The organism is Halanaerobium salsuginis, assembly GCF_900114545.1.
Lineage (GTDB): Bacteria > Bacillota > Halanaerobiia > Halanaerobiales > Halanaerobiaceae > Halanaerobium > Halanaerobium salsuginis.
Map to the genome: position 1 here is coordinate 1 of NZ_FOTI01000043.1, position 23,643 is coordinate 23,643.

The 23,643-nt window shown below is 35.0% G+C and carries 30 protein-coding genes and 1 tRNA gene; all 31 read right to left on the reverse strand.

The genetic code is table 11. From position 1 onward, the window contains the following. Positions 1-227: 227 nt before the first annotated feature. Positions 228-614, reverse strand: coding sequence for a hypothetical protein (locus BMZ74_RS11640; protein ID WP_143070167.1), 387 nt, complete (start codon positions 612-614; stop codon positions 228-230). A 40-nt stretch (positions 615-654) separates the two neighbouring features. Further along, complete coding sequence (locus tag BMZ74_RS11645; RefSeq protein WP_089862403.1) at positions 655-1,011, reverse strand: hypothetical protein; 357 nt, start codon at positions 1,009-1,011, stop codon at positions 655-657. A 4-nt stretch (positions 1,012-1,015) separates the two neighbouring features. Beyond that, a complete protein-coding gene (locus BMZ74_RS11650) occupies positions 1,016-1,264 on the reverse strand; it encodes a hypothetical protein (protein WP_089862404.1) in 249 nt (82 codons plus the stop codon). Continuing rightward, positions 1,251-1,826 carry an N-acetylmuramoyl-L-alanine amidase family protein gene (locus BMZ74_RS11655; protein ID WP_089862405.1) on the reverse strand — a complete coding sequence of 192 codons (576 nt, stop codon included), beginning with the start codon at positions 1,824-1,826 and terminating at the stop codon, positions 1,251-1,253. The genes BMZ74_RS11650 and BMZ74_RS11655 overlap by 14 nt, the downstream gene beginning before the upstream one ends. Further along, positions 1,823-2,284 carry a phage holin family protein gene (locus BMZ74_RS11660; RefSeq protein WP_089862406.1) on the reverse strand — a complete coding sequence of 154 codons (462 nt, stop codon included), beginning with the start codon at positions 2,282-2,284 and terminating at the stop codon, positions 1,823-1,825. The genes BMZ74_RS11655 and BMZ74_RS11660 overlap by 4 nt, the downstream gene beginning before the upstream one ends. 60 nt (positions 2,285-2,344) lie before the next feature. Continuing rightward, the gene (locus BMZ74_RS11665; RefSeq protein WP_177181439.1) at positions 2,345-2,779 is read right to left on the reverse strand and encodes an RNA-dependent RNA polymerase family protein; all 435 of its coding nucleotides are present in this window, start codon (positions 2,777-2,779) and stop codon (positions 2,345-2,347) included. A 28-nt stretch (positions 2,780-2,807) separates the two neighbouring features. Beyond that, positions 2,808-3,845: a phage major tropism determinant gene (locus BMZ74_RS11670; protein ID WP_089862408.1), complete on the reverse strand. Its 1,038-nt coding sequence runs from the start codon at positions 3,843-3,845 to the stop codon at positions 2,808-2,810. Beyond that, entirely contained in the window at positions 3,839-4,150 is a 312-nt protein-coding gene (locus tag BMZ74_RS11675; protein ID WP_089862409.1) for a hypothetical protein, read from the reverse strand. Before BMZ74_RS11675 ends, BMZ74_RS11670 begins: the two co-directional genes overlap by 7 nt. Positions 4,151-4,153: 3 nt before the next feature. Then, on the reverse strand, positions 4,154-4,855 hold the full coding sequence (locus BMZ74_RS11680; RefSeq protein ID WP_089862410.1) for a hypothetical protein: 702 nt from the start codon (positions 4,853-4,855) through the stop codon (positions 4,154-4,156). Positions 4,856-4,867: 12 nt separating this feature from the next. After that, positions 4,868-7,591: a phage tail protein gene (locus tag BMZ74_RS11685; protein ID WP_089862411.1), complete on the reverse strand. Its 2,724-nt coding sequence runs from the start codon at positions 7,589-7,591 to the stop codon at positions 4,868-4,870. 7 nt (positions 7,592-7,598) lie between these two features. Next, positions 7,599-7,985, reverse strand: coding sequence for a C40 family peptidase (locus tag BMZ74_RS11690; protein WP_089862412.1), 387 nt, complete (start codon positions 7,983-7,985; stop codon positions 7,599-7,601). After that, positions 7,985-8,824 carry a baseplate hub domain-containing protein gene (locus BMZ74_RS11695; protein ID WP_089862413.1) on the reverse strand — a complete coding sequence of 280 codons (840 nt, stop codon included), beginning with the start codon at positions 8,822-8,824 and terminating at the stop codon, positions 7,985-7,987. Before BMZ74_RS11695 ends, BMZ74_RS11690 begins: the two co-directional genes overlap by 1 nt. A gap of 1 nt (position 8,825) precedes the next feature. Then, positions 8,826-9,176, reverse strand: coding sequence for a phage tail protein (locus BMZ74_RS11700; protein WP_089862414.1), 351 nt, complete (start codon positions 9,174-9,176; stop codon positions 8,826-8,828). 15 nt (positions 9,177-9,191) lie between these two features. Next, entirely contained in the window at positions 9,192-12,281 is a 3,090-nt protein-coding gene (locus BMZ74_RS11705; protein ID WP_089862415.1) for a coiled-coil domain-containing protein, read from the reverse strand. Continuing rightward, positions 12,274-12,666, reverse strand: a complete 393-nt coding sequence (locus BMZ74_RS11710; protein ID WP_089862416.1) for a hypothetical protein — start codon at positions 12,664-12,666, stop codon at positions 12,274-12,276. Before BMZ74_RS11710 ends, BMZ74_RS11705 begins: the two co-directional genes overlap by 8 nt. Positions 12,667-12,719: 53 nt before the next feature. Next, on the reverse strand, positions 12,720-13,169 hold the full coding sequence (locus BMZ74_RS11715; RefSeq protein WP_089862417.1) for a hypothetical protein: 450 nt from the start codon (positions 13,167-13,169) through the stop codon (positions 12,720-12,722). A 66-nt stretch (positions 13,170-13,235) separates the two neighbouring features. Next, positions 13,236-14,006, reverse strand: coding sequence for a chitobiase/beta-hexosaminidase C-terminal domain-containing protein (locus BMZ74_RS11720; protein ID WP_089862418.1), 771 nt, complete (start codon positions 14,004-14,006; stop codon positions 13,236-13,238). A gap of 13 nt (positions 14,007-14,019) precedes the next feature. Continuing rightward, positions 14,020-14,460 (reverse strand): hypothetical protein, encoded by a 441-nt coding sequence (locus BMZ74_RS11725; RefSeq protein ID WP_089862419.1) that lies wholly within the window; start codon positions 14,458-14,460, stop codon positions 14,020-14,022. A gap of 4 nt (positions 14,461-14,464) precedes the next feature. After that, a complete protein-coding gene (locus BMZ74_RS11730) occupies positions 14,465-14,938 on the reverse strand; it encodes a hypothetical protein (protein ID WP_089862420.1) in 474 nt (157 codons plus the stop codon). A gap of 2 nt (positions 14,939-14,940) precedes the next feature. Continuing rightward, complete coding sequence (locus BMZ74_RS11735; protein ID WP_089862421.1) at positions 14,941-15,288, reverse strand: hypothetical protein; 348 nt, start codon at positions 15,286-15,288, stop codon at positions 14,941-14,943. Next, positions 15,282-15,857 (reverse strand): hypothetical protein, encoded by a 576-nt coding sequence (locus tag BMZ74_RS11740; protein ID WP_089862422.1) that lies wholly within the window; start codon positions 15,855-15,857, stop codon positions 15,282-15,284. Before BMZ74_RS11740 ends, BMZ74_RS11735 begins: the two co-directional genes overlap by 7 nt. A gap of 4 nt (positions 15,858-15,861) precedes the next feature. Beyond that, complete coding sequence (locus BMZ74_RS14375; protein WP_143070169.1) at positions 15,862-16,140, reverse strand: hypothetical protein; 279 nt, start codon at positions 16,138-16,140, stop codon at positions 15,862-15,864. A 46-nt stretch (positions 16,141-16,186) separates the two neighbouring features. Continuing rightward, positions 16,187-17,347, reverse strand: a complete 1,161-nt coding sequence (locus tag BMZ74_RS11750) for a phage major capsid protein (RefSeq protein WP_177181440.1) — start codon at positions 17,345-17,347, stop codon at positions 16,187-16,189. A gap of 24 nt (positions 17,348-17,371) precedes the next feature. Further along, complete coding sequence (locus BMZ74_RS11755; protein ID WP_089862424.1) at positions 17,372-17,974, reverse strand: HK97 family phage prohead protease; 603 nt, start codon at positions 17,972-17,974, stop codon at positions 17,372-17,374. Between the two features lie 18 nt (positions 17,975-17,992). After that, a complete protein-coding gene (locus BMZ74_RS11760) occupies positions 17,993-19,978 on the reverse strand; it encodes a phage portal protein (protein ID WP_177181441.1) in 1,986 nt (661 codons plus the stop codon). Next, complete coding sequence (locus BMZ74_RS14380; protein ID WP_177181442.1) at positions 19,975-20,133, reverse strand: hypothetical protein; 159 nt, start codon at positions 20,131-20,133, stop codon at positions 19,975-19,977. The genes BMZ74_RS11760 and BMZ74_RS14380 overlap by 4 nt, the downstream gene beginning before the upstream one ends. A 16-nt stretch (positions 20,134-20,149) precedes the next feature. Continuing rightward, positions 20,150-21,820, reverse strand: coding sequence for a terminase large subunit (locus tag BMZ74_RS11765; RefSeq protein WP_089862425.1), 1,671 nt, complete (start codon positions 21,818-21,820; stop codon positions 20,150-20,152). Between the two features lie 4 nt (positions 21,821-21,824). Further along, positions 21,825-22,301, reverse strand: a complete 477-nt coding sequence (locus BMZ74_RS11770; protein WP_089862426.1) for a phage terminase small subunit P27 family — start codon at positions 22,299-22,301, stop codon at positions 21,825-21,827. A gap of 293 nt (positions 22,302-22,594) precedes the next feature. Beyond that, positions 22,595-22,978 carry an HNH endonuclease gene (locus tag BMZ74_RS11775; RefSeq protein WP_089862427.1) on the reverse strand — a complete coding sequence of 128 codons (384 nt, stop codon included), beginning with the start codon at positions 22,976-22,978 and terminating at the stop codon, positions 22,595-22,597. After that, positions 22,959-23,150, reverse strand: a complete 192-nt coding sequence (locus tag BMZ74_RS11780; RefSeq protein ID WP_089862428.1) for a hypothetical protein — start codon at positions 23,148-23,150, stop codon at positions 22,959-22,961. Before BMZ74_RS11780 ends, BMZ74_RS11775 begins: the two co-directional genes overlap by 20 nt. 20 nt (positions 23,151-23,170) lie before the next feature. Beyond that, positions 23,171-23,263 (reverse strand) — tRNA-OTHER (locus tag BMZ74_RS11785). Positions 23,264-23,643 lie beyond the last annotated feature (380 nt).

Genomic DNA, 23,643 nt, shown 5'->3' on the forward strand with positions numbered 1-23,643 from the left:
TTCAGGGTCTAGTGGTCTCACGACCGTGAGGGTTCGAATCCCTCCTTTCGCACCATTGATATAGCAGTGATAAGAGTCCTTTTTGGGCTCTTTTTTTATTTGCTATAAATTAGACTCTAATGGTTCTTGCCTGCGAGCTGCCTGCAGAGCAAATTTTTTTAAAAATATTTTATCTACATTATAGTACAGTTTACTATATATCTTGTTTTAATGCAAAACTTCAAAACTTAAAACTGAAAATCAAATCCAAGAATTATTCCACTATTTTTTATATTAGCAGGGACCACATTGACCCCTGTTATTATTCCAATTTCTTTTTTATTTAATATATCGTCAATCATATCTTTTTGAGTATCAATCAAATCCTGTAATCTGTTATTAGAATCTATTAACTTTCGATTGTTCTCCTCAGCTGATTTATATAATTGCCTGTATTCCTCAACATCGGCTTCCGCCTGGTTGTATAATTTTTTATATTCGGTAACATCACGCTCAGCTTCTTCATACAACTTTTTATATTTCTGAGCGATATCATACATGTCGCGATAATCTTCCAGGAGCTGATCATATTCTTCAGGCGGATCTAACTCCTGAGCATTGACAACAATAGGCATAAAAAGCAAAAACAAAACTATTAAAAATATTAGTAGGCGTTTAATTGTTATCGCCTTCTTCGTGTTTGCTTAACCTATCCTCTAAACTTTCGGCTCTTTCCTGCCGGTCCTTTTGATTATTATTAAGTTCCTCTACTTTTTCTTTGCGATTTTCAGCTTCCTGCTGCAACTCCTGGTCTTTCTCTTTTCGCTCATCAATATCTTTTTCTGCTTCATTGACCACTTCTTTTTCCTGATCAGCTTGCTTCTGGACCTGTTTGCTTGCAACTTTATAGCCACCAGCTGCAGCTCCAATACCTAAAAGAGAAGCCAGTTGCCAACCTCCAAAAAATAGAGCTCCAATGACTAACAATGCAGCAATTACAATTAATATTATTTTATGCTTAGTTTTTAGCATTTTATCACACCTTACTTTTAACAAATGCTTTGATAGCGTCTCTTTCTCCTGTCAAAACAACAGCAAATCCTAACAGCCATTTAATCACTGGGTCATCTAAATCCTGTCTTGCATAACCAGCTACAGCTATACCAACACAAATACTAGCTATTAGATATGTAGCTGCAGCTTCTACCCAGTCCGGTACTCCGTTATCATTTGAATCTTCTTTTAAGTTGACTTCATTAACTTCTTTTTCTTTATTCTCGCTCATAATCATCAACTCCAGCTGCAACTGCTTCCATTAGTAGATATAAATATTCTCTTTCGTTAAGCAGATGCTCTTCTTTGGGGTTGGTTAAGAATCCCATTTCAACAAGTACAGCAGGCATTAATGTTTTCCTAAGCACATAGAGATTATCTCTTTCTTTAATGCCCCTATCAGTTGCATTACTTGCTTTAATCATTCTTTTTTGCACATTATTAGCTAATTTCTGGCCATTCTCACTGCCTGGGTAATGAAGAGTCTCAATTCCTTCAGCAGCACTATTTGCTGCAGCATTAGCATGCAAAGAGATTACTATATCAGCATTGTTATCATTTGCAAAATGAGTTCTATTCTGCAGACTGATATAAACATCTCTATCTCTGGCCATAAAAACTTCATGACCATTATTAGTTAATATTTTTTCTAAAATTTTAGCAGCCTTTAAATTCACATCACTTTCTTCAGTATAAATATCATCCTGATATATGCCATCATTCTGTTCTTTTTCGATTGGATCAACAGCTCCCGAGTCAGAACCACCATGTCCGGCTAAAATTGCTATTTTCATTTATCTATCTCCTCTCCAAATTTATTTTCTTTGGTATTTAATAATTTTTCTCGCATAAAATCAGGAATTACAACGCCAAGTTCGTCACAGTTTTCAAGTATAGATATTGCTTCAGTAGTTCCGGCCCAAAGGAGAACAAAATCTCTCATGCCTGTCATTCCTATTTGAGTAATTAAATGTCCCAAAGAAATCACAATTGAATAAGTTGCTAGTTTCCCCCAACCTTTTCTTGACATCCAGCTTGATAATTGACCTCTTTTGGCAGCTTTTGTTAAACCTGTTATATAATCAGCTGCCAACAGTATCAAAAAACCCTGCATTGCTGCATTCATATCACCGAATATCATAGTAATTACAGTTCCCCCTGCCGCCAAAAAACCTTTAATTGCTGTATGCTCAAAAAATTTGTTCCAATAATAAATAATTTCGTCTATAAACGGTCTCCACTTTGCATTCAACTTTTCCACCTCAAAACAGCCCCGCCTATGGGGCAAAAGTTTTTGTTTATCTGTATCACATCAATTTTTTAATTCTAACCGGTCGCCTAAATCCAATTGCTCCAGTATATGATCATCTAATTTTCTTATCACTGACATTGTAAGATTATAACTATTGCAGTGTTTTAAAATTCCCAGATAAGAATTAACACTCGCTCTAATATCTTCTAAAGTCACCTCCTCTTCATAATATTTTTTCTGTAAGTATTTCAATTTCTTTTTCATTTTCTTTTTAGTCGATTTTCTCAGTTTGCGATATGGTGGGTAAGTTACATATCCGCAAAAATCTATTCCATTCCATATATTATCAACAGTAGTTTTGTTGTTAAGCTGCAGCTGGAGATAATCTTCAAGAAAAATTTCTATTTCTTGCCTGATAGTATGAAGCTTCTTTTTATCTTTTCCTAAAAGCACAAAATCATCTGTGTCTGCCAAATCACCACCCCTTAAATTCAAAAACTAACCAAAAACCAATTTCAGATTATCAGGTACTCTGATGAGCACAGGCGCCACGCACGCCAATCCTAGTGCTCACGTTCCACGGGTAATTGCTCGAGTCGCCCGCCCGAGCACCGCAGAGGCCACCATTGATGAAGTCGCCACCGGCGAGGAGGCCGATAATAGCAACATTGTTTTGCATGTAAGCTTCTCCATGCTGATGAGAACTGTCTTTGCCTGCATTAAGTACATCATACCAGTCAAACGATGTTGAGCCGGTATTTCTGTAAGTATACTCGTCTAATCTTTCCCAAAGGTTACCAGCGCAATCTACAAGGTTATAGCAAGAAACTGCTTGTTCTACAGTTCCAGTTGAAGTTCGACCTGAATTACTTGAACTAGACCAAGCGGCATTATTATCATTTTCGTGGCCTTCTGGGCTACCATAGGCAGCCATTAACCATTCCTGCCTGGTTAATTTTCTTTTGTTGACATTTGCAAGACCCCTAATGAAATCATAATCATTATAACCCTCAGTTCCTGAGACCGGGGTCGCATTGTATTCACTCACAAGTTCAGTTTCCGGCCAGGTTCCGCTGCCTTCACTTGCAATATATATATCAGCCCAAAAGTTTGATACCTTGACCATTCCAGTAGGGTCACAGGCAGGTCTGTAGTTCAATGACCAGACTGAGTTTGGCAGTATATTAACTGCAATTGAGGCTGTATCATCATATCTTTGAGCGTTTGTTCTGATGCGGCCATAATGAAAACCACCAATTTTTCTGCTATTATTTTCTGTATACCCGTCTGGATAAGTAGAGTTGATAGAAATAACAAAATCGGGCTCTGCATCAGCTGATGGCTGCAAAGCATATATATAATAATTTTCACCAAGAGCAAAGCTTACGAAACTACCATCACTATCTGCAGCAGTCAAAATAGTATCAGTCTCTTTTTTGAGATTTTGGCGATCTATTCTCAAAGCAAGAGGCGGCACTGTAATTTCATCATCTGCACTTTTTTCTATTTTACCCTTGATATCTATAAAGCTTGGTGTATCTGCTCCTACAAAACTTAACATTGTGCAATCACTTCCTCTACTTCTCCAATTGTAAATCCTAGTTTAAATATTTTACCATCTGGATTATTTACTAATTTATATTGCACTATCTTTTCTGTCCCTTCTTCTTCCTGAGTCATAACTTTGTACTCAGGAGCGGGTCCAGTTCTATCAGATTCTGCTGCAAGCTCTTTGTCGAACTCATATTTTTCTGCTGTATTAAGCAGTCCTTCATATGCCCGTTTTACTTTTGCTGTATACCCAAAATCACTGATTATATTTTCATAGTCTTGTCTTGAGTTAAGTACTTTCGGAAATCCTCTCATATATTATCTAACCTCCATTGCTAATGAGCCGTCAATCATTTTTAGCTCGTAAATATCGCCTGTTGTTTCGTCTATCAAGTTATTTTCTGGGTTTGAACCTTCCGGGCCAGCTTTCACAATCCCGTGTTCTATTTTTGTTATTGTTGCGTCTATCACTGTATCAAACAGCACTACAGTTGTTTCATCATCAGCAGAACTATAATTTGCTGATTTTACAGCAGAATAAATGCTTTCAGCATCTAATGTCGCTTTAATTTTTCTGTTGACTACAAACACATCCGTATAATCGCCAGGCACCGTAAAAGTATCAGCGCTTACATAAGTTGCCGATAATGTGCTGTCAATCCATTCAGTCATATTTTCAGCAAGGTCAGATTTGATTGTTCCATCTTCATTAAGAGCAACTTCTAGCCGCTCCCATAGAGTGTTTTTTGTACCTCTCGAAACTCTTAAATCCTTAATATATGGATTATATTCATTCTGCAGCACCCACTCTGAACCATTCCAAAACTTCATTTTTGCATTTGTCCAGCCTTCTGAAATGTCTAGCCAGGGCATTCCCTGATAAGTGTCGGCTGGCGCCGTTTCTCCTGCAAATTGAGTAACAAGAGCTAAAAAGTTGCCATATAAAACTTGTTTAAGGCCAGGGCCATTAGCATCAAGCCCGTCTTTATTTGTCGTTCTTATATCAAAATCTTGAGACATGTCATCACTCCTTTAATATCCTTCGATTATAATCTTTTCTGCAGTTCCTCCAACATCATTATTGTTAATGTCTTTGATAACTACATCTACACTATCTATAGTTTTGTTTTGAAAATCAGCATATTTCATTGTTGATCCATCCTGCAGCAAGTAATAATTATAGCCTCTGGGAATTTCATAATATTTTATTCCGTAATCGCTATAATTAATTGTTTTTCCACCAACTGGTACTGACAGATTATCAATTTCTAATTCTAAATCAGGGACATCAAAAAACTGTTTAATTTCATTAAGCTCAAATTCAGCAGTTTCTGTCTCCAGCTGAAAAGTAAATTTAAACTGGCAGTATCTAAATTTGTATTCTCCAGTCATGTATGTCTGCCAATCTGACCATTCCACATTATCATCGGAAAACCTTACATATATTTCAGTCTCATAAATAGCAGGTGGATTGTCTAAACTATTATTAGGGAAATCATCAAGTCCGCGATTAGGAAAACTCAGCAAACTTAATCCTGAGTCTTGGAAAAACCAATCTTTTTTGAGCCTTATATCTGTCCGGCCAACTCTGACTGTATCGATAATTTCTGTCATATATTCAGCGTTAAAATCATAATCAGGTAAGCCGTTTGCAAAAGCAGGAATATCAGGCCAATCATCAAGATTATAGCCGGCTAAGTCTTCTAGATTATACATGTGGAAAAACGCTATCTTGCCGTTAATATTATCTATATTATCTAGTGTTGCATTATCTATATAATCAAGTTCATTTCTTTCGATAATTATGTTAAGCTCCTGGCCGGTCCCTGAAACTTCAAAAATTGCAGAAGTAAAGCTGCTTGAATACTGCCTTACTCTATCAATCGTCTTAATCATATACATATGAGTTCCATCAATTTCGTTCTCAGAAGTCCATCTGTCTCCAGTGAGTTTAGTTCCGAGAACTTCACCGTTGCCCCAGTCTGTTCCTTTTCTGATTTCATAACCTAAAACATCGGGTTCATTTACTTCCTGCCATTTGAATATTAATTTTGCACCTTTTTGAGCGACTTGCAGAGTCTCGGGTGCTGCAGGCTTGTTATCTTTACCGGATATAATAATATCCCTTGAAATAATACCGTCACTGGTTATGCTTCTGTATTTAGAAACAGTTCGCACTCTAACTTGATAAGACACATTGACTTTAAGATTTTCAATTTCGAAACTACCGCCCTCTGTTTCTCCTCTGATTCTATAAGGCCCGCCGTTTTCAGATATATCAATTATTGCTTTGGAAAATCTTTCATCATCTGGAGTGCTGAACTCAACAATCAGATTTGACATTAGATTTCCATCTACAGTTGTATATCCATATTCTGATACTTTTAGATCAGATACTTCTCTAGGAGCTTCCAGAGGGTTTTCCAATTCTGAGCCGTAGTTTTCTTGCTGCACTATACCATTATCAGTGTATATCGCTTCGTTATATTCGACAGCAGTAATAGCAAGCTCTTCATTTTCACTTTCGCTGATTTCCATAATTCTAAACGGTTTGTCGGTCCAGCCTGGTCTTGGATGAGTTATTAGAACTTTATCCCCAACTTCCGCCTCAACTGAATTTATGCCGGCTTTGAAGTTTATAACTTCTACGCAATACTTCGATTTCTTTTGATAATACCGCGCCTCTCTACCAGCCTGACTAAATCGATTTACACCGTTTAAAGTTATTGTTTTAATCGTTTCCCCGGGAACACTCTTATCTAAAAATCTAGCCCCGATTGTTTCAAAGTTTTCGTTAGGGTCTGTATATTCTACAATTACTGATTCATATCTATCTTTTCTTGATGTTCTTGATCTAACAAAACTTTCTGCAATAATATGTTCTTCAAATGTAAAGCTTTGAGCTGCTATCTCTGGTTTATCAATTTTTAATTTTAGCTGCCCGTTTGAATAAATTAAAAAAGCTCTAAAAGTAGAAAGTATTTCATTTAATATGTCAAGCGCTGAACTTTTTGCGTCAATCATAAAATCTAGTTCAAATCTTCTTTCCCCATCTACTATTTCATCTGCATATTCAGCCGCTTCCTTGAATGAATCAAAATTAATAAACTTGTCTTTAACTCCAAAACCAAATCTTTTATTTGTTAAGAAATCTAAAACACACCAAACAGGGTTATTGCTGTATTTAGTGACCCATCTACTTCCGGTCCACACTCTAACGTGACGTCCTTTGATTATCGCGGTCATTGTTGGAGTACCTGATGTCTTTAATTTTTCTGCATCTAAGGTTAGTGAATAATAAGCAAGATATGGGAAGGTTTGTCCGTGTTCATTTTTGCTCCAGGCTGTTTGACTTCGGTAGCCTAACTTAACCTCTGCAGAAACATCTTTATCATCTGCTTTAATTTCTGAAATGCTTTCAATTGGTCCTTCGGAAATTCCAACCTGGAGATCCATGTATCTATCATTTTTGCCGTGAATTTTTTGGTTGATTATATTCCCTGCTGCAAGATTGCGGCCATAAGCTACAGGTATCGGGATTTGATGTGATTTAGTATTAGATATCGGGCCAAAACTATAAGTTGGTGAATTCTTTGACTGATTCATGCTTTCTTGGAATTCTTTGGCCTCTTTATAATTATCGTAAGAGTTACCAACTGAAAAACCAATCATTGCTCCGGCCGCTACTGTAACTCCTGCTGCAGTACTAGCCGCTGCAGCTCCTGCTGCTATTCCTACTAAAGCTCCTACTCCCATTGCTTGCTCACCTCACTCTCCAGATTGAATGTAATCTTTTTTTCCACTTATCAAATTTACTGATTCTTGCTGTCGAATTATCAAATATGTGTATAAATTTATAATCATCGATTAGGACGCCGGCATGTCTTGGAATCCCGCCAATTAAAAAAACAACCACATCTAAGGGTTGCTTGTCTTTGATATTTACTTGATCACAATATAAACTTAATCCATTCGGAAGTCTGTTTTTATCTTTTGTCATCCAATCAGATTCTATAATCCTGCCGTCAGTATCTGGCAAAATGACGCCGTTATCAGCTAAAAAATCAACAACTAAACCTAAGCAATCATAACCACCTTTTCCTCTACCATTAAACTTATATTTTTTATTAAGATACTTTTCTGGGTTCATTAATCAACCAACCTCACATTCCTGATCTTTGGAATATCGAGAAAACCTCTGTAATATTTTTGATTGCCCCAGTACTTACAGCCATGACCTCCATTCCAGGTAAAATCACACCCAGCTTCAAGTTGATAGTTATCTCCTGGCTGAGCTCTTTGAAATGGATATTCAACATCGACAAACCCACTGGCTGAGTAAACAATTTTTCTGCTTTCGTTTCCTATTTTAATAGTTCCGTGTTTCCAACGGTCTGCAGGCTGATTCATTTTGCTATCATAAACTCTTTGATTTACTATGCTATCAACAGTTCCTTCTAGAGTGGGTACATTATAGCCGCACCCTTCCCCTCCAAAACCGCCAGGCCAAGAACAATTAATCCCATAAGTTCCGCCAGGTAGCTGCAATTCTAATTTATCTAAGTTAGATCTTAATTCAACTGTAAAATTATAATCATCAGTACCGAAAGAGTCTATTTCGCCTTTTGTGAATAATTCTCTATAGTTTTCTGGTTTATCTAGCCTGTTTTTAAAAACTTGCCAGATTGTCATTTCTCTGCCTTCAAAGTTTACATTTGCAATTAAATCAGAGAATTCTTTCATAACATTATCAAAAGTGATTGTTACTGAGTCTGGGGAAGTATTGTTGTTTTTATTTATTTCCGACCGGCTTATTGATGCAGCATAATAAGTTTGTGGATTTCCATTTTCATCAAAAAACTCTATATTTTTAGGAAACATAGCAAAATACAATGTTTCTTCATCAAGAAAAATTTGATAAAGCTCTATAGGCCAGTTATAATCTTTATTTTTTTCTTCAATTATATCTGGCGGCAGTGTTTTAGGCATTTTATAACACCTCTATCATTTTAAGACCAAACCTATAAATATAATTCATAAAAACTGTTCTTTCTAGCTCATCTTGGTCAAATCTAACTGTTACTTCTTCAATGGTCCCATCGTCTTTTTCATAATCCCATAAAAATGCTTCAGTCTTTCCTTTTCTAGCTACGAAAAAATTATAGATATAATTAGCATGATCAGATGTCATTGTTGATTTCTCAAAGTTAAGTCTAAAAAAACGTCTAGGCAGTCCTTTTGTTCTTCTTTGCTCTTTGCCGCCTTCGAATTCTGTGACAAGTGTTTTAAATTTTATTCCGTCTGTCCATTCATTGTTATGGCTAAATTGGAATTTTTCCAAAAAGACCACCTCCCATTAAATGAATTTCTGCATTATTTTTCTCAGCTTACCGTTTGCCATTATGTCTTCCCCTGCAATATTTACTATAGTCGCTTTATTTTGTTTTAATAGTCTTTGGAATGACTGGGCATCAGGAGAATTTATCTGATACACTTCAACATTGTCTCCGCCGCCCCCTTGAGCATTAATTGCACCTCGCTGTTGATCTTCAGTTAAGATTAATTCACCGACTTTAGTTTTAACAACTTTTTCATCTGGCCTAAGTTTTTTGCCACCAACAGTTCCGCCTACATGAAAATTATCTAAACTTTCAACACCATTGACGGTGACTAAGCCACCACTGTGGGCAATTCCATCAAGACCAATTCCGCCTAAAGCCCAATTTACCATCGGGCCAACTATTGCTTTTTGAAGTACCATAGATGATATTTGATTAGCTAAATTCTTAAAGACATCTCCTAAGCTTTCGCCACGAGCTATTGCATCAGATAAACCAGTAATCAGATTATCTTGCCAGTCTTTAAATTTTCGATTTACATGATCAACTTCATATCCTATTTCTACTAAAGAATCAACTAGCCAGTTTAAAGGTTTCGATTCTTCATTTTCAGAGCCACTGGACCCGCCAGTTTTCCATAAACCGTAAAAATCAGTAGTCGTCTCATTCTGAAATCCTAATTCCCATTCTAAATCATTAATTTTAGCATTTAACTCTACCCATTCATCTGTCATTTTTTTATAATCTTTTAGCCTGGTCTTTAAATAATTTATATATTCTTCAAGCGATATTTTTCCAGCTTCATATTTATTTTCAGTTATTTCATCTTGTAGTTGTTGTTCTTTTTCTGCATATTCTTTTTCTATATCTAAAAGCTTTTGATTTCTTAATTCCCTTAACTCTTCCAGAGCTCTAGTTTGATTTTTGTGCTTTTCTTTTTCTCTTTTAAACCACTGCTCTACCTGTTCAATTTCTTTTTCTTTGCCTTCTTTTTCTAAGAGCAGTCTCTGGTTTATATAATCTTCAGCAGAATCTAGTGATTCTTTTTTGTTTTTTTCTCTTATATCTAGAATTGCATTTCCTATTCTTTTTTCATAAAAATCTTTTATTTCCTGAATAAGTTCTTCACTGGCGCCCAAACTTTTAGCAGTGAGCAACTTTGCATCTCTTTCTCTTTCTAGCTCTTTTTGAGCTTTTCTAGACTCTTTTTTAATATTTTTTAATTCTCTATCAAAATTATAATCTTCAATATCTTGCTGCAGTTCTTTTTTAAATTCTTTTAACTTCTCAGCTTTTTCTGGATCGGTTTCATCTTCTTCCTCAGAACTTCCGCTTTCGCTTTCCGTTTCAGGATCGTTAGATAAAGCTGCTAACCTTTTTTCAAATTCTTTATCAGTTATCAACCCTTGAGCTCTTTGGTTGACAATTTCAAGCCGTTTTTGCGACTTTTCAAGTTCATCATTTAAATTTGAAATTTCTTTTTTATTTTTACTCATCATTCCGCTAATATCTAATGAATTTTCATAATTCTGTTTTAATGTTGCAAATGCTTCTTGCCACATTAGTTGAAACTCTTTAGGCATTTCTTTTAATTTTTTTCTAAAATTACTATCTTGATTTAAACTTATATAATCCTCAAAAGACATGTCTTCTTTTAGCCTATCACCAAACCCAGCTTGATAAACCACTTCACTAGCTTTACCTTGAGCATCTCTTATAACTTTATCTAATTCTTTAGAGCCGTCAGCCAATCTTTCGAGTTCTTCATTTTGATATTGCAACTCTTCTTTTCCTTTTTCAATTTTGTCAATTGTTTTTCTGATGTTTTTAGACATATATTCTAGGTTTTTAGCGCGAGCATTCTCTAAAACTTTTTCAGTATTAATTTCATAAGCGTTAGTTTCATCATTAATTCCCTCTATTGCATCTGGATATAAGTCAGCTAAATCTTGGGAAACCTCTAAAAGTTTATCTTTTTCTTCTTTAGATTTATTTTCTTTACTGCTTAAATTTTCATATTCTTCAACAAGGTTTTTAGTGCTTTCCAAATTATCATCTTGAGTATCATTTAAATCATTAAAAATACTTACAAGTTTGGTTACGCCAGCTATTACAGCTCCACCAATTAAAAAAGGTGCAAAGCCTCCGCTAACCATTGATAAACCTGCTGCTATTTGAGGTAAAAATCCTACGAATAATGCCAGGGGCCCAACAATGCCTGCCATAATTCCTGACCATACAGCAAACTGGCTTATAACTTCTTTTAAAGGAGCTGGCAGTTGGTCAAACCAGTTAATACCAGATTGAACATGACTTAATAATGCACTTATCTGAGGCAACACATAAGTTCCGCTTTCTTCACCAATATTTTTTAATAAATTTCTAGTTTCTCTTAATCTATTTGCAAAACTGTCCTGAGTTCTTTTGTAATCTCCCTGGGCTTTAGACATGTCCTGCATCATCAAGTTAACTCTTGATAATATCTTTTCCTGTTCAGTTAGCTCTCTATCAGTATCAATAATACCTTCTTTTAAAGCATTGGCTTTAACACGTGTTTCAGTAAGTACAGAACCATACTTTCGCATTGGCCTTGATTGTCCAACAATTGCGCTTTGAATGTCATTCATTGCCTGTTCTAAAGGTACGTTAGCGAAAGAACTCATATCTATTGCTAATTGAGTTATTGTTTTATTTAGTGTGAAAGCCTTTTCTTCAGCTACTCCCATCGGAACGAGTGTATCCTGTAATGTAGCCATCATTGATTTAATTTCAGAAGTTGACTGATTAAAGCTATCCGCAAAATCTTCAGCCCACTTATTCGCATCTTTCGACATTTCACCGAAAACATAATTAAACCTAGACTGTATCTCATTAGCATCAGATGCCATTTTAGCTAGTTTAAAGCTTACCCCGGTTATTATTGCGCCAAAAGCTGTTAAAGCCATCCCAGTCTTTTTAAATGCAGCAGAATATTGCCTTAAAGTTCCCTGGCTTCTTTTAGCTTCTCTATCTAATTTTTTAATTTCCTGCTGATTTTCTCTCATTCCACGTTTAAATTGAGCGTTTTTGTTTTGAATATAATAAACTAGAGAACCTAAATTAGCCATTAGTTGCTGCACCTCCTGGAGCATCTTTTAAACCTTTAAGTTTATTGATTTCACTATCGATATGATTATTCATTTTCTCTTTCAATTCTTTAATACGTTTTTCATCTTTGATGGTTTTAGTTTCTTTTTCTTTTAGCTCTTCATATTCTTGATACCAATCATCTATATTAGAGCTGCTTTCTTCATCCCCAGATAATAAATTAATGTGATCAATCAAATCTTCAATATATTCTTTGGCATTATCTCCACCGCCAAAAGCAGAGCTTGCAGCCATGAACTGATTTAGATAACCAGTATATTTTTCTAATTCATTTCTCCTTTGAATATCAAAAATATATTCAATTTCATCTGGATATATTTGATTTAAAACTTCATTTTTCGACATTTTAGTTATTTCATGAATATCCCAGACTAATTGATCAAACTGCTTTTCTGGATCTAGTTCTTGATATTCTTCAGGAGCTTCATTAAGTTTTTTCCCTTTTCCACAACCTTAACTAAATTATTGACTTCAACAACCGCTTCAAATAATTCTACCGCCTCATCTATTCCCACTTCATTTTCTAAAGTTTCAACATCTACCCCAGCCCCTAAAGAAAGTATGTCGATTACTTCATCAGTCGCGACTCTAAACATATCAGGAAGATAACTTATAATTTCTTTTTCGCTCATCTGCATCATATATTCTTGCGGGTTTTCGATACCTTTTTCTTCTAATACTTCCGGTAGCAAATCAAAAAGAACTTTAACATTGTCGGTTAGCTGCTTCCATTTACCCAGTGGAGCTTTTTTAACTTTAATTGTTATAGTTTTTTCCTCTATACCATCATCTGAATCAATTACTGTAGTAATATCAACTTTTTTAATTCTTGATAAAGTTTTAGCCATAATATTTCTCCTTTCAATTTTTATGATTCATAATAAAAGCCCTGGTTTCCCAGGGCTAAATTGTTATTAAGTTAATGTACCAGCATAAAAGTAGCTGACAACTTCAGAATCAATCATATCTGCTTTAGTTGCAAACGCTTTGATTTCTTGAGCACTATCAACCGTAATTGAACCGGCATATAATGTGCTGCCTGTAGTAGGCTCAGTGCCATCAGTAGTATAATAAATTTCTGCTCCTGTAGTACTGGATGTTAATTCTACTGTTTGAGCTGTATCATAAGTTCCCGATTCAACACTTGCAACCGGCTTAGCAACAATAGAATTGTCTCCAAGAGTAAAGTAATCTCCATTGGAATCTTTCTGACACTTAAAGTTGGTATTGTTCATTCTTTTGCCTGTTCTGCTGTGACCAAATTCTAATGTCTGTGGCATTGGATAAGCAGATGGCAGAACAATATCTGCTGACTTATCAGCATCATCTTTAGCCAATGGATGTATAGTAATTACATCAGCATAATTGTTCATTACTTCTCCAATTGCTGATCCTACTTTTAATAGATCGTCTCCATTAGCTCCAGTAGTTAATTCTGCCCATGGTATCGTTTTTGCAACAGATGCCGGGTCAGTATAAACTATTGGAATTTCTAGTTCTCCGTTATGGTTTAATACAATATCCATAACATCTCCATCTTCTTCAGTCGATTCAGTTTGATATTCAGTAGTAAATCTGAATATTGTTTCTCCTTCTGTTCTTCCTAATTCAACGCCGCCATATTTAACCAAACATGGTCCTAAATTAATTTTTTCAGTATCTAACTCTGTTTTAGTTCCTGGCATTTATATTCACCTCTTATTTTTTAATAATGTTAAATCCAAGCCTTACAGTAATAAAATGTTCATCCGGATCATCAGGGTCAAATTGAGGGTTAGAAATTGAGTTAACTTCTAAATTATAGTTAGTATAACCTTCAATCTCTAAAGGTTTATCATCAAACAATTCTTCAAGGCGGCTTCCAACTTCTCCTAATTTTTGAGTATCTGCAATTCCGCCGTCTAAATTATCTACAAAGCAACTAATTAATATTGTGCCGTTTTTTGCAGTAGTATCGGGATTATTATTCACTGGCATATTATTAACAGTAAAATAAGGGTTAGTCGCTCCAGTTGGCTTTTTAGCACCTTTGTTTCCTTTTAATTCTCCGAGGATATCTGATAAATCAGTTTCATCAATAATGTTTTTGTCATTTAAAATTCTGAGTATGACTGCCGTTAAAATTTTATCTACATTCATTTAATCACCCGTTATAGTATTTCAGACTGATAGCAGCTTGCTGTCTAACACTCCTGGCATTCATTTTGTAAGCAAGATATTGTTCAGCTAAGGGTTCAAAATTATCAATTGTTCCCTGAATAACGCTGTATCCTTTTTTGCTTTCTACAATAGCTGCATACCACATTCCAGCATATAAAGCACCGATATAATCATCACCATCAACTTTTACTTTTGCTTCTCTATTTTCTGGCAGATGAGATAATGCTTCTGCTTTAGTTTTGTAAGTGTCCATTGCTTCAATATTTATAGATAGACTAGCTCTTAAAGCACCGGTTATGTCATTATAGTCTCCAGTTAATTGTGCATGTTCATACATCATTTCTAAAAGAAATTTTATTGCTTCTTCAACCATTTTTTCTTCGGATTGCAAAAAAGCTTCAGTATTTGCTATTGCTTCTTCAGCTCCAAGCATTTCTGCACTAATGCCATCTTCCATAATTAACTCCTTTTCAATTCTATTTCTAAGTGTTCAAGCCAATCGCCGGGGAAAACAATATCATATTTATCTCCTGCTTCATCAATAGCCACATATCCTTTTTTTATTTTTGAATATGAATCTTCATAATTTATATCTGTTTTATTAACAAACATAATATGATCAGATTCAAATTCAGTCTGCGTTTCGGTGTGTTTTACATTAGAGTTTGAAGGTTGGATATCAGCTTCACAAGTGGCGACTAACTTTTCACCTGCAGAAACCCATTGCCCAGTCTCAGTATCTGTGTAACCATTTTCAATTTTTTCTTTTATTAAAACTGTTTCAAAGGATTCATCTTTAATTAACATGGAGTAAACCTCCAATTCTTAAGCAAAGCCAATGCCGGACCTGGTAGTTTTTCATATACAGTAACTCTTTTGCTTAAGTATTTTGTAGATACACCACCTCTGGACTGACTTTCGATTATTGGATTTCTTTGCTGTTCCCAATATAAATCTTGAGCAATTAAGATGCAGGCATTTTCTATTCCGCCCGGCAATGTAGATGGACTTTCTGCAGTAGCATCTTTTGGTAAAATAAACCCGGCTGTAAAATTAACTTCTAAATCATAATCATCTAATTCAGGCCATTCATCTTTTTTGTATAACATACCCTTTTCAGCTAAAATAGTATATTCAGTAATTTCTTCATCATCATTTAAGATCTGTTCTACTGATTCAATATTCCAGTAATTGATCATGAGATATTTACCGCCATCTGATTTTAAATTTAAACTCCTGGGCTTTTTATTAAATTTAGTGTTGCAATAATTTTCTATTACATCACTTGCAGCATTTATATAGATTTCAATACTTGTATTGTCTATTGGCAGCTTCAATCTATCGACTGTAGTTAAAGAATTTTCATTTAGAGGCATTTAATCACCCCAATTCTTTTTCTGCAGCTATCGCTTCATCTTTGCCCTGGATAGTTTCCCCGTTACTTAATTCATAATAACCTCCACCTTTATGATGAGGGTATTTTTTAGTAGAATTTTCTGCAGGTTTTTTAACTTGTTGTTCTGTATTTTCTATTTTTACCGGAGCAGCTATGCCAGCTTCACATAATCTAATAGCTTGTTTTTCATCAAAATCTGCTTGATCACCAGGATTATAATTATAATTTGGACCAGCGAGACCCTGTTTAAATTTAATTTTCATTTTTTCACCTCCATAAAAGGCGGGTGATTAACCCGCCATTTTTTTATTATACAGATGCCATTTGTAATACTTGAACAGCTTCTGGGAGTTCTAATGCGCCATCTACTCTCATGTGAGTTTTAAATCCAATCTCTCCAGTGTCAGCATACTTTTCATTCAATCTTTGAATCAATATTCCTCTGCGGATATAGATTGTGTAATAACTTATATCACCAAAAGCAATAGGCTTAGCATCGGCAGCCATATCAGCCATATTTTCAGAGTACTCAACTGGTCTTCCAAGCAATCTGTCAGGTTCACCCGCCGTAATACTCTCTCGCCAAATATACTGACCATCATTATTCTTTAATAAAGCCAGCGCAAGTGCCGAATTATCATTTAATATAAAACTAGCTCTTTTTCTATAAGGAGTTCTTAGAGAATGTTTTAGTCTGATTATTTCATCAAATGTTACAGCATCGACGGCAGCAGCAGTATGACCTACTTGAGCATCTAATGTTAATCCTCTAGGTTTTTTAACTCCATCACCTACAACAAAGCCAGTCTCTGATTTATCTCTTGCAGCATCATTAAAATCTGTCATTAATCTGTTTTCAAGATTATAAGTATTATCAAAAAGCAATTCTTCAGATACTTTTAGAATACCTCCGACTTTCCAAGCGCCAATTGTGTTTTGACCAAAATCAGAATCAGTAACTGGATAACTCCCTAATTCATCTATCCAACCAAACTGCGGTTTATTTCCGGAAGTAGGAATATTCTTATCAGAAGCAGTTTGCTCAATTCTTGCTTTTCTCCACATGAAATTGGAATCTTTTAGTTTTTCAATAATTCTATTTTCAGTAGTGGTTGGGGCTAAAAATCCGCCTTCTGAACCAGTTTGTGTATTTAAAGTAACTCTTTCTTCGCGAGAAAGATCGCCTCTACCCCTACGAAGATATTTGAAATAAGCATCTTTGAACTCATCATCATCTCTTTCATTTCCTTTTTTATTCTTAATGTCATCATTAGCTTTGCTTTTGTTGACATCAATGTCTTTTTCCAGAATTTTAATTCTGCTGCTTAAGTCATCAAATTCTGATTCTAAATTTCTGAATTTAGTTAGATCATCAGAGCTTAATTTCTTTTCTTCCGCTTTGTCCTTTAGTTTTCTAAGCTTATCTACAATTTTACCTCTTTCAAATTTCAGTTCGTTTATTTTATCCAATTTATTCACCTCTTAATATTTTTTTTAGTCAATTTTATGCTTAATTTCCATTTTGACTATTTTGTTTAAAACTTCATTATTTTTAACTTCTTTTTCTTTATAATTAGCCTTATGCTCTTCAAAAACTTTTTCCCTGTTTTTTAAACCGGATTCAGTATTTTCATACCAGGGATAAGTGACGGGGCTAACATCAAATAATTCATCAACTTCAACAATAGTTCTAACAGGAACATCTCCAGAATCATCCCATTTTTCTACTGATACAGTGAACCCAAAACTTGACTGATCAATATCTCCACGATCCATAGATTTCATTAAATCTTGTGCATATGTTGTTTCTGGCGGGTCAACTTCATAATATAACCCCTTGCTATCTTCTTTTAATTTTAGGGTCCCAGATTTAACTCTACCTAAAATCTTTTCTGGGTTGTGATTAATCAATGCTCTAGTATCTGACTTTTTTAAAGCTTTGTCAAAAGCACCTGGAGAAATTTTTTCAATAAACCCCATGTTTTCATCAGCAGGGTCATCGAATAAAGCCGCGTAACCTACAACTTTTGTTTTTTCGTTTTCTTCGCCATTTTTTACTTCAAAATTAGTTTTCATCACTCTAATTTCTTTATCCATGAATTTTAATCACCTCCCTTAATAGCTTGAAATGCTGCATTCGCATTCATCATGCAAAGGATTATGCGTTATTACTGTAGAAGGAGAAAAGTTTTTCTCATCTGGGAGCAATGTTTCTTCGGGGCTGACAAAACTTTCTTTTATTCCTATAACTTTACCGTCAAGTTCTTTACAAATTGGACAAGCCCCTGAATTTGCTATCCAAATTAATTCTTGAGAACCAGCAGCAATAAAAATTTTTCTAGAAACAGCGCCTTCTACTTTGTTTGCCTGCTTTTCTGATAATTTATTAGCTCTTTTTTCTTCCCATTCATTTAACCTTTTTTCTATCGCTTTAATTGCTTCTTCAACAGTTTCATTTTCGTCCATTAAAGACAACAGCTGTCCTCTTGAATAACCAGCATAACTTTTAGACATGTTTCTGATATAGTTATCAAGAAAATCTTTAATATCATAACTATCTAAATTCACTTCTTTAGCAGCTTCTTCCGCAACCGCATCAGCTAAGGAGTTAATAACAGCCGCCATTTCTTTTTTTATTTCTTCAGGCAATTTATTATCATAGTATTCTACAATCTTATCTCTGAAATTTTGCCTGTTTCTTTTTTTGTTTTTTAATTCATCTTTTAATATTTCTTTGATTTTTTCATTTTCAGAACTAATTATTTTTTCAGCAGATTTTTTAAATAATGGTTTAAATCTTTTGCGGATATTTGTTCTTTTAGCAGCATTTCTTTTAGCTCTAATCTCTCTAAAATTATTTTTTATATTTTTGCTTTCTTCACCTTCGGTTAGTTGATTTATTTCGCTTAAAGGTACCATATTCAATGGGACAAAAGATTCGTCTCCATTAGGTAACGGATTTATGTCTTCTTTTTCTCTTATATCATTGATTGTCATTGCACCGATATTAAACATAGTTTTATAGAAATTTCCTCGCGACTCGGAATCTCCTCTTAATAATCCTTCGACAACAAACTTAATATAATTTTTATTATTTCTGCTACTAATTAATTTATCGTTTAAGACTTGTTCAATTCTAACTAACCAAGGCCTTATTGTATTAACAACAAAATCTATAGATTGCTGCTCTATATTTGAAAATGAAGCGTTATCTAGATCAGCAAGCATATGAGGAGGCAATCTAAAAATCCTAGCTATTTCTTCAATCTGGAATTTTCTAGTTTGTAAAAACTGAGCATCATCTGGGGCAATTCCTGTTTGATGATATTTTAAGCCTTCTTCAAGGACCATTATTTTATGAGAATTTCCTAACCCTGTATGCTTTTTATTGACATCTCTTTTGTATCTTTCATAAGCCTCATCACTCATTTTTTCTGGATATTCAATTATTCCTCCGGGTTGTGCTCCCTGCGAAAAAAATCTTGCTCCAAACTCTTCCGCAGATAATCCCAAACCAATTGCTTCTCTAGCCATTTTTATAACTGATTTTCCAACTAAGCCATCAAAACCAAGTCCTGAAATATGCAATATTTCTGACTGATCAAATGTTACCTGCCCGCCTCCTTCCTTCGTGTAGATGTAATACAAGCGATCATTTTGACGTTTAACCTGCATTTGACCTGGAAGCAAAGGCCATATTCCTTTAATTTTGCCGTCGTTTCCTAATTCTAGTTGAGAGTAATGGTTACCCCACAATAATAAATGAGCCATCATTGTTTCTCTGAAAGTGAAAGAAGTCATAAGTTTATTTGGTTTGCTATGAAGTATTGAGTACAAGTAATTATTTGTTGCTTTTCTTTTTCCTCCACTCGGTAAGTTTTCATATACGTTTAAAGGTAAAGACGCAATTGTTTCAGCAATTACTCTAACAGCTGAATAAACTCCAGTATGATTCATTGCGCTTTCTTCTGTTACATTTTGACCTGATGTGCTATTAGGATTAAACATGTCAATCAACCATTGAGCGGGGTTAGATAAACTACTAGAGTCGCCATTCGGCGGAGATGCTTTATTTTCTTTTATTTTTGATAAGAAACTCAATCTTTTTCACCTCCACTCTCAGTTCTGGCGTATGCTGCAAGCATTAAAATAGCCCCTGTTACAGTCAAACTGACAGCGGGCGAATAAATCCATAATCCTGTTGTTAACAATCCTAATCCTATGAAAAATAAAATATCATTAAAATCTATATTCACATTAACACCACCTACCTTAAAGTGTTCTGATCCCCCGTTCTTCATAAATTGATTTTCCGTTCCCTTCATTAGTTATTGCTCTTCCTATTGCCATTATCATCGCAACTATACCGTCAATTCTTTCTTTACTTTTACGTTTATCAGGTTTAATATTTTCGGATGGATCTGTTTTAGCAACGGTATTATCAGCCATCCACCTTAAAACAGGATGATTAAAATGAATTAATCTATTTTGCAAAATAAGGTTTTCTACTTCTTTCATTGGAGAACTCATGCTCCTAAAACCTTGGCCAAAGGGGACCATTGTTATTCCTTCAGCGTCTAAATTTTGGGCTAATTGAGTTGCACCCCACCTATCATGTGCAACTTCTTGAATATCATAATGCTTATAATCTGTTAAGACCATATTTTCAATTGCGGCATAATCAACTACGTTTCCTTCTGTTGTGTTAATTAATCCTTGTCTAGCCCATGCATCATAAGGTACTCCGTCTTTTCTTGACCTCTCCTCAATTGCTTCTTCAGGAACAAAGAATTCGGGTATAACTATAAAATTTTCTTCTCTTTTAAATACTTTCACATAAGCTGTTATGTCTATTCTTTTAGATAAATCTAAACCAGCATAACAGGGTTCTCCTTTTAATTCTTCTTTTAAATTTTCAAATTCTTCTAGATTATAGCCAGCTGATTTATCCCATTCTTCCATATCCATCCATCTGCTATCTGCATTAGTCCAGATATTAAGCCTTTTGCAAATAATTCTATTTCTTTGAGAAGGCATTCTTTTAGCCTTGCTAATTCTCATAGCTATATTGTCTTTTTTGACAGAAATATTTAAGTTAGGGTTTGCTTTTATCCAATTTTTTGGATCGGTCCATTCATCTTCTTCATCAAGCTCTGCTATATAAGCAAACTGTGTATCTTCTAAAAAATCGTCTTTATTTGGATCGAGAATATCTATACAATAATTTCTATATTTATAACAAAAACTTTCTTGATTATATCCGGCTGTAGTTATAGCAATCATTAAAGGTTGTCTTCTTGAACCAGTACCATCTGCTAAAACATCCCAAACGCCACTATCTGGATGAGCATGTAACTCATCCACCAAGCCATAATGAATGTTTTTTCCTTCTAAAGTATCATAATCAGCAGACAAGGGTTCAAATTTAGAAAAACTTTCTACATGAGACAAATTATTTTTATAAGTTTCAATATCATCAATGTATTTAGATTTTCTAACCATTCTTTTTGCTGGGTCAAATATTTCTTTTGCCTGGTCTCTAGTAGTAGCAGCAGAATATATTTCTGCGCCTGGCTCATTATCATATTTCATGCCATATAAACCTATAGGTGCCATTAAAGTTGTTTTACCATTTTTTCTGGCAACTTGAATATATGCTTCCCTGTATTTTCTAGTTCCATTTTCTTTTTTCCATCCAAAAAGTGAACCTACAATAAACTTTTGCCAGCCTTCTAGTACAATGGGCCTCCCGGCTAATTCTCCTTTTACATGAGGAGTTAATTTATAAAAGTTAATAATTCTATTAGCTGCTTGCTCATCAAAATAAACATCATCTCTTTTTAAATCATCTAAATGTCTTTGACAAGCCCATTTAACATACTTTCCGGCTAATATCTCTTTATCTATTACTGCTTCAGCATAATCAGTTACTGGGTGTGGCATTTAATCACCCAGTCTTTCCATTTAAAATCTCTTCAACAGAGGGTCCATCATCATTGCGTTTTATTTCTAATCCGCTTCTAGCAGCAGGTGCAAGTCCTAACACCTCTGCATACATACGAAGCTGTTTTGCAGCATCTCTTGCTATTGCTACCTCTGGCCTCTGCTGCACAAAACCTTTTGGAGTAACAAATGTCATACCTTGTTCCATAATTGCTTGTTCAGCTCTGATCCATTCTGCATAACGCTGGCAATATATTGTAAAAGTTGATAAATCAATTTCAGTAAGAAGGCCAATGTCTATTAATTTTTTAGCAACTCTTTTCCATTCTTTTTTTGCATAATAGTCAAGCCAATGAGGAGGATCAGGTATTTTTTCTACCGGCGTTGGATCTGGCTCTTTATCTGAAATTTTTCTTTTACCTGGATTCCCTTGAAGTACCTTTAGTTTTGTTGGCTTAGATTTAGCTCCTGGACGAGGCATAACATCACTCCTTTCAAATAAAAATAACACCTGTTTAGGTGCTCAAATTTGTAAAATATTTCATTTAACCCCTAATGGTTTAATTCGCGATTGTATGTTTAAACCTGACGCCGCGACAGAAATTCGTCAGATTACAGGGATTTTACCCGCCCTCCCCCTTCAAAATGTCGTTTAACCAGCAAATTAGTCTATTAATACCTAAAACACAGGCAATTTCATCTAATAATTGTCTGAAATAATATCTAAGCTGTATCATTCTGCACCGGAGCGTATCGTGATAAGGACATGGATGTTTAGAGCTCATCATACTTCCTCCTATCTTCAGCAGACTTCTTCATATGGCAGCTGTGGCACGCACTCTTAAAGTTACTTTCAACTAACCTCAATGACCAATCAACTTCAATTGGAATAATGTGGTCAACTTCAGTTGCTGGAGTTACATCTTCCGGTAAACAATATTCACAAATCGGATCTTTAGATAATTTTCTAGCCCTGGCTTTCTTCCAGGTTGATGATCCATAAAACTTTCTAGTCTTTGGATTCCTTTTATATTTGTTATATTCTTTATCTCTAGCTTTTTTAGTTTTCTTTCTGTGCTTTTCGCAGTAAGTATTGCCAGCACTAACAAGTTCAGGGCAACCAGGGTAAGAACATGGCTTATTTAATCTTCTTGGCATTTTTCCATTCCTCCATTGTTAGCCGTTTATTAGTACTAAAAATAAATCTGTAATATTCTAAGATGCAGCCAAAACATAATTTATTATTTTCCATGTCATTAGTCGCAGACTTAGAAAAAAATTTGTTGCCACACCTGCTGCAAGTTTTGTCTCCTCTAATAATATCCGGCATCAAATCACCTCAAAACAATATGGTCCGTCAGACAGGATTTGAACCTGTAGTGCAGGTAGCAGACAAACAAGCCGGCTTTTCTGCGCCTTGCCTTACCATTTGGCCACTGACGGATATGTAATATAAACCAGCTGGGCTGGCTGGCAACAGTATATTATATAAAAGAGGTATCCAACAGACGCCCACAACGATTTCTGTAATTATTAGTTTTTGGCATAGAAAAACCCAGCTCGTCTGGTAACAAGCCGGGCAAAACAATAAAGTAATACGGTAAGATGTCAAGAGGAAAAAAGAAAATAATTTAATTTATTTGGCTGAAAACGGTCAAATTAGGCATAGTTCTATCCGCCTAGCCTGAATAGTAATTTTTATCAATTCAGCCCATGACTAAATAATAGTTCTGATAGAAAATAAAGTAAACAGACTAATTTGCAATAATTATCTACCTCCGTGGTTGATATATTTCGCCTTTGCTTAGCAGAGCAAAAACGAG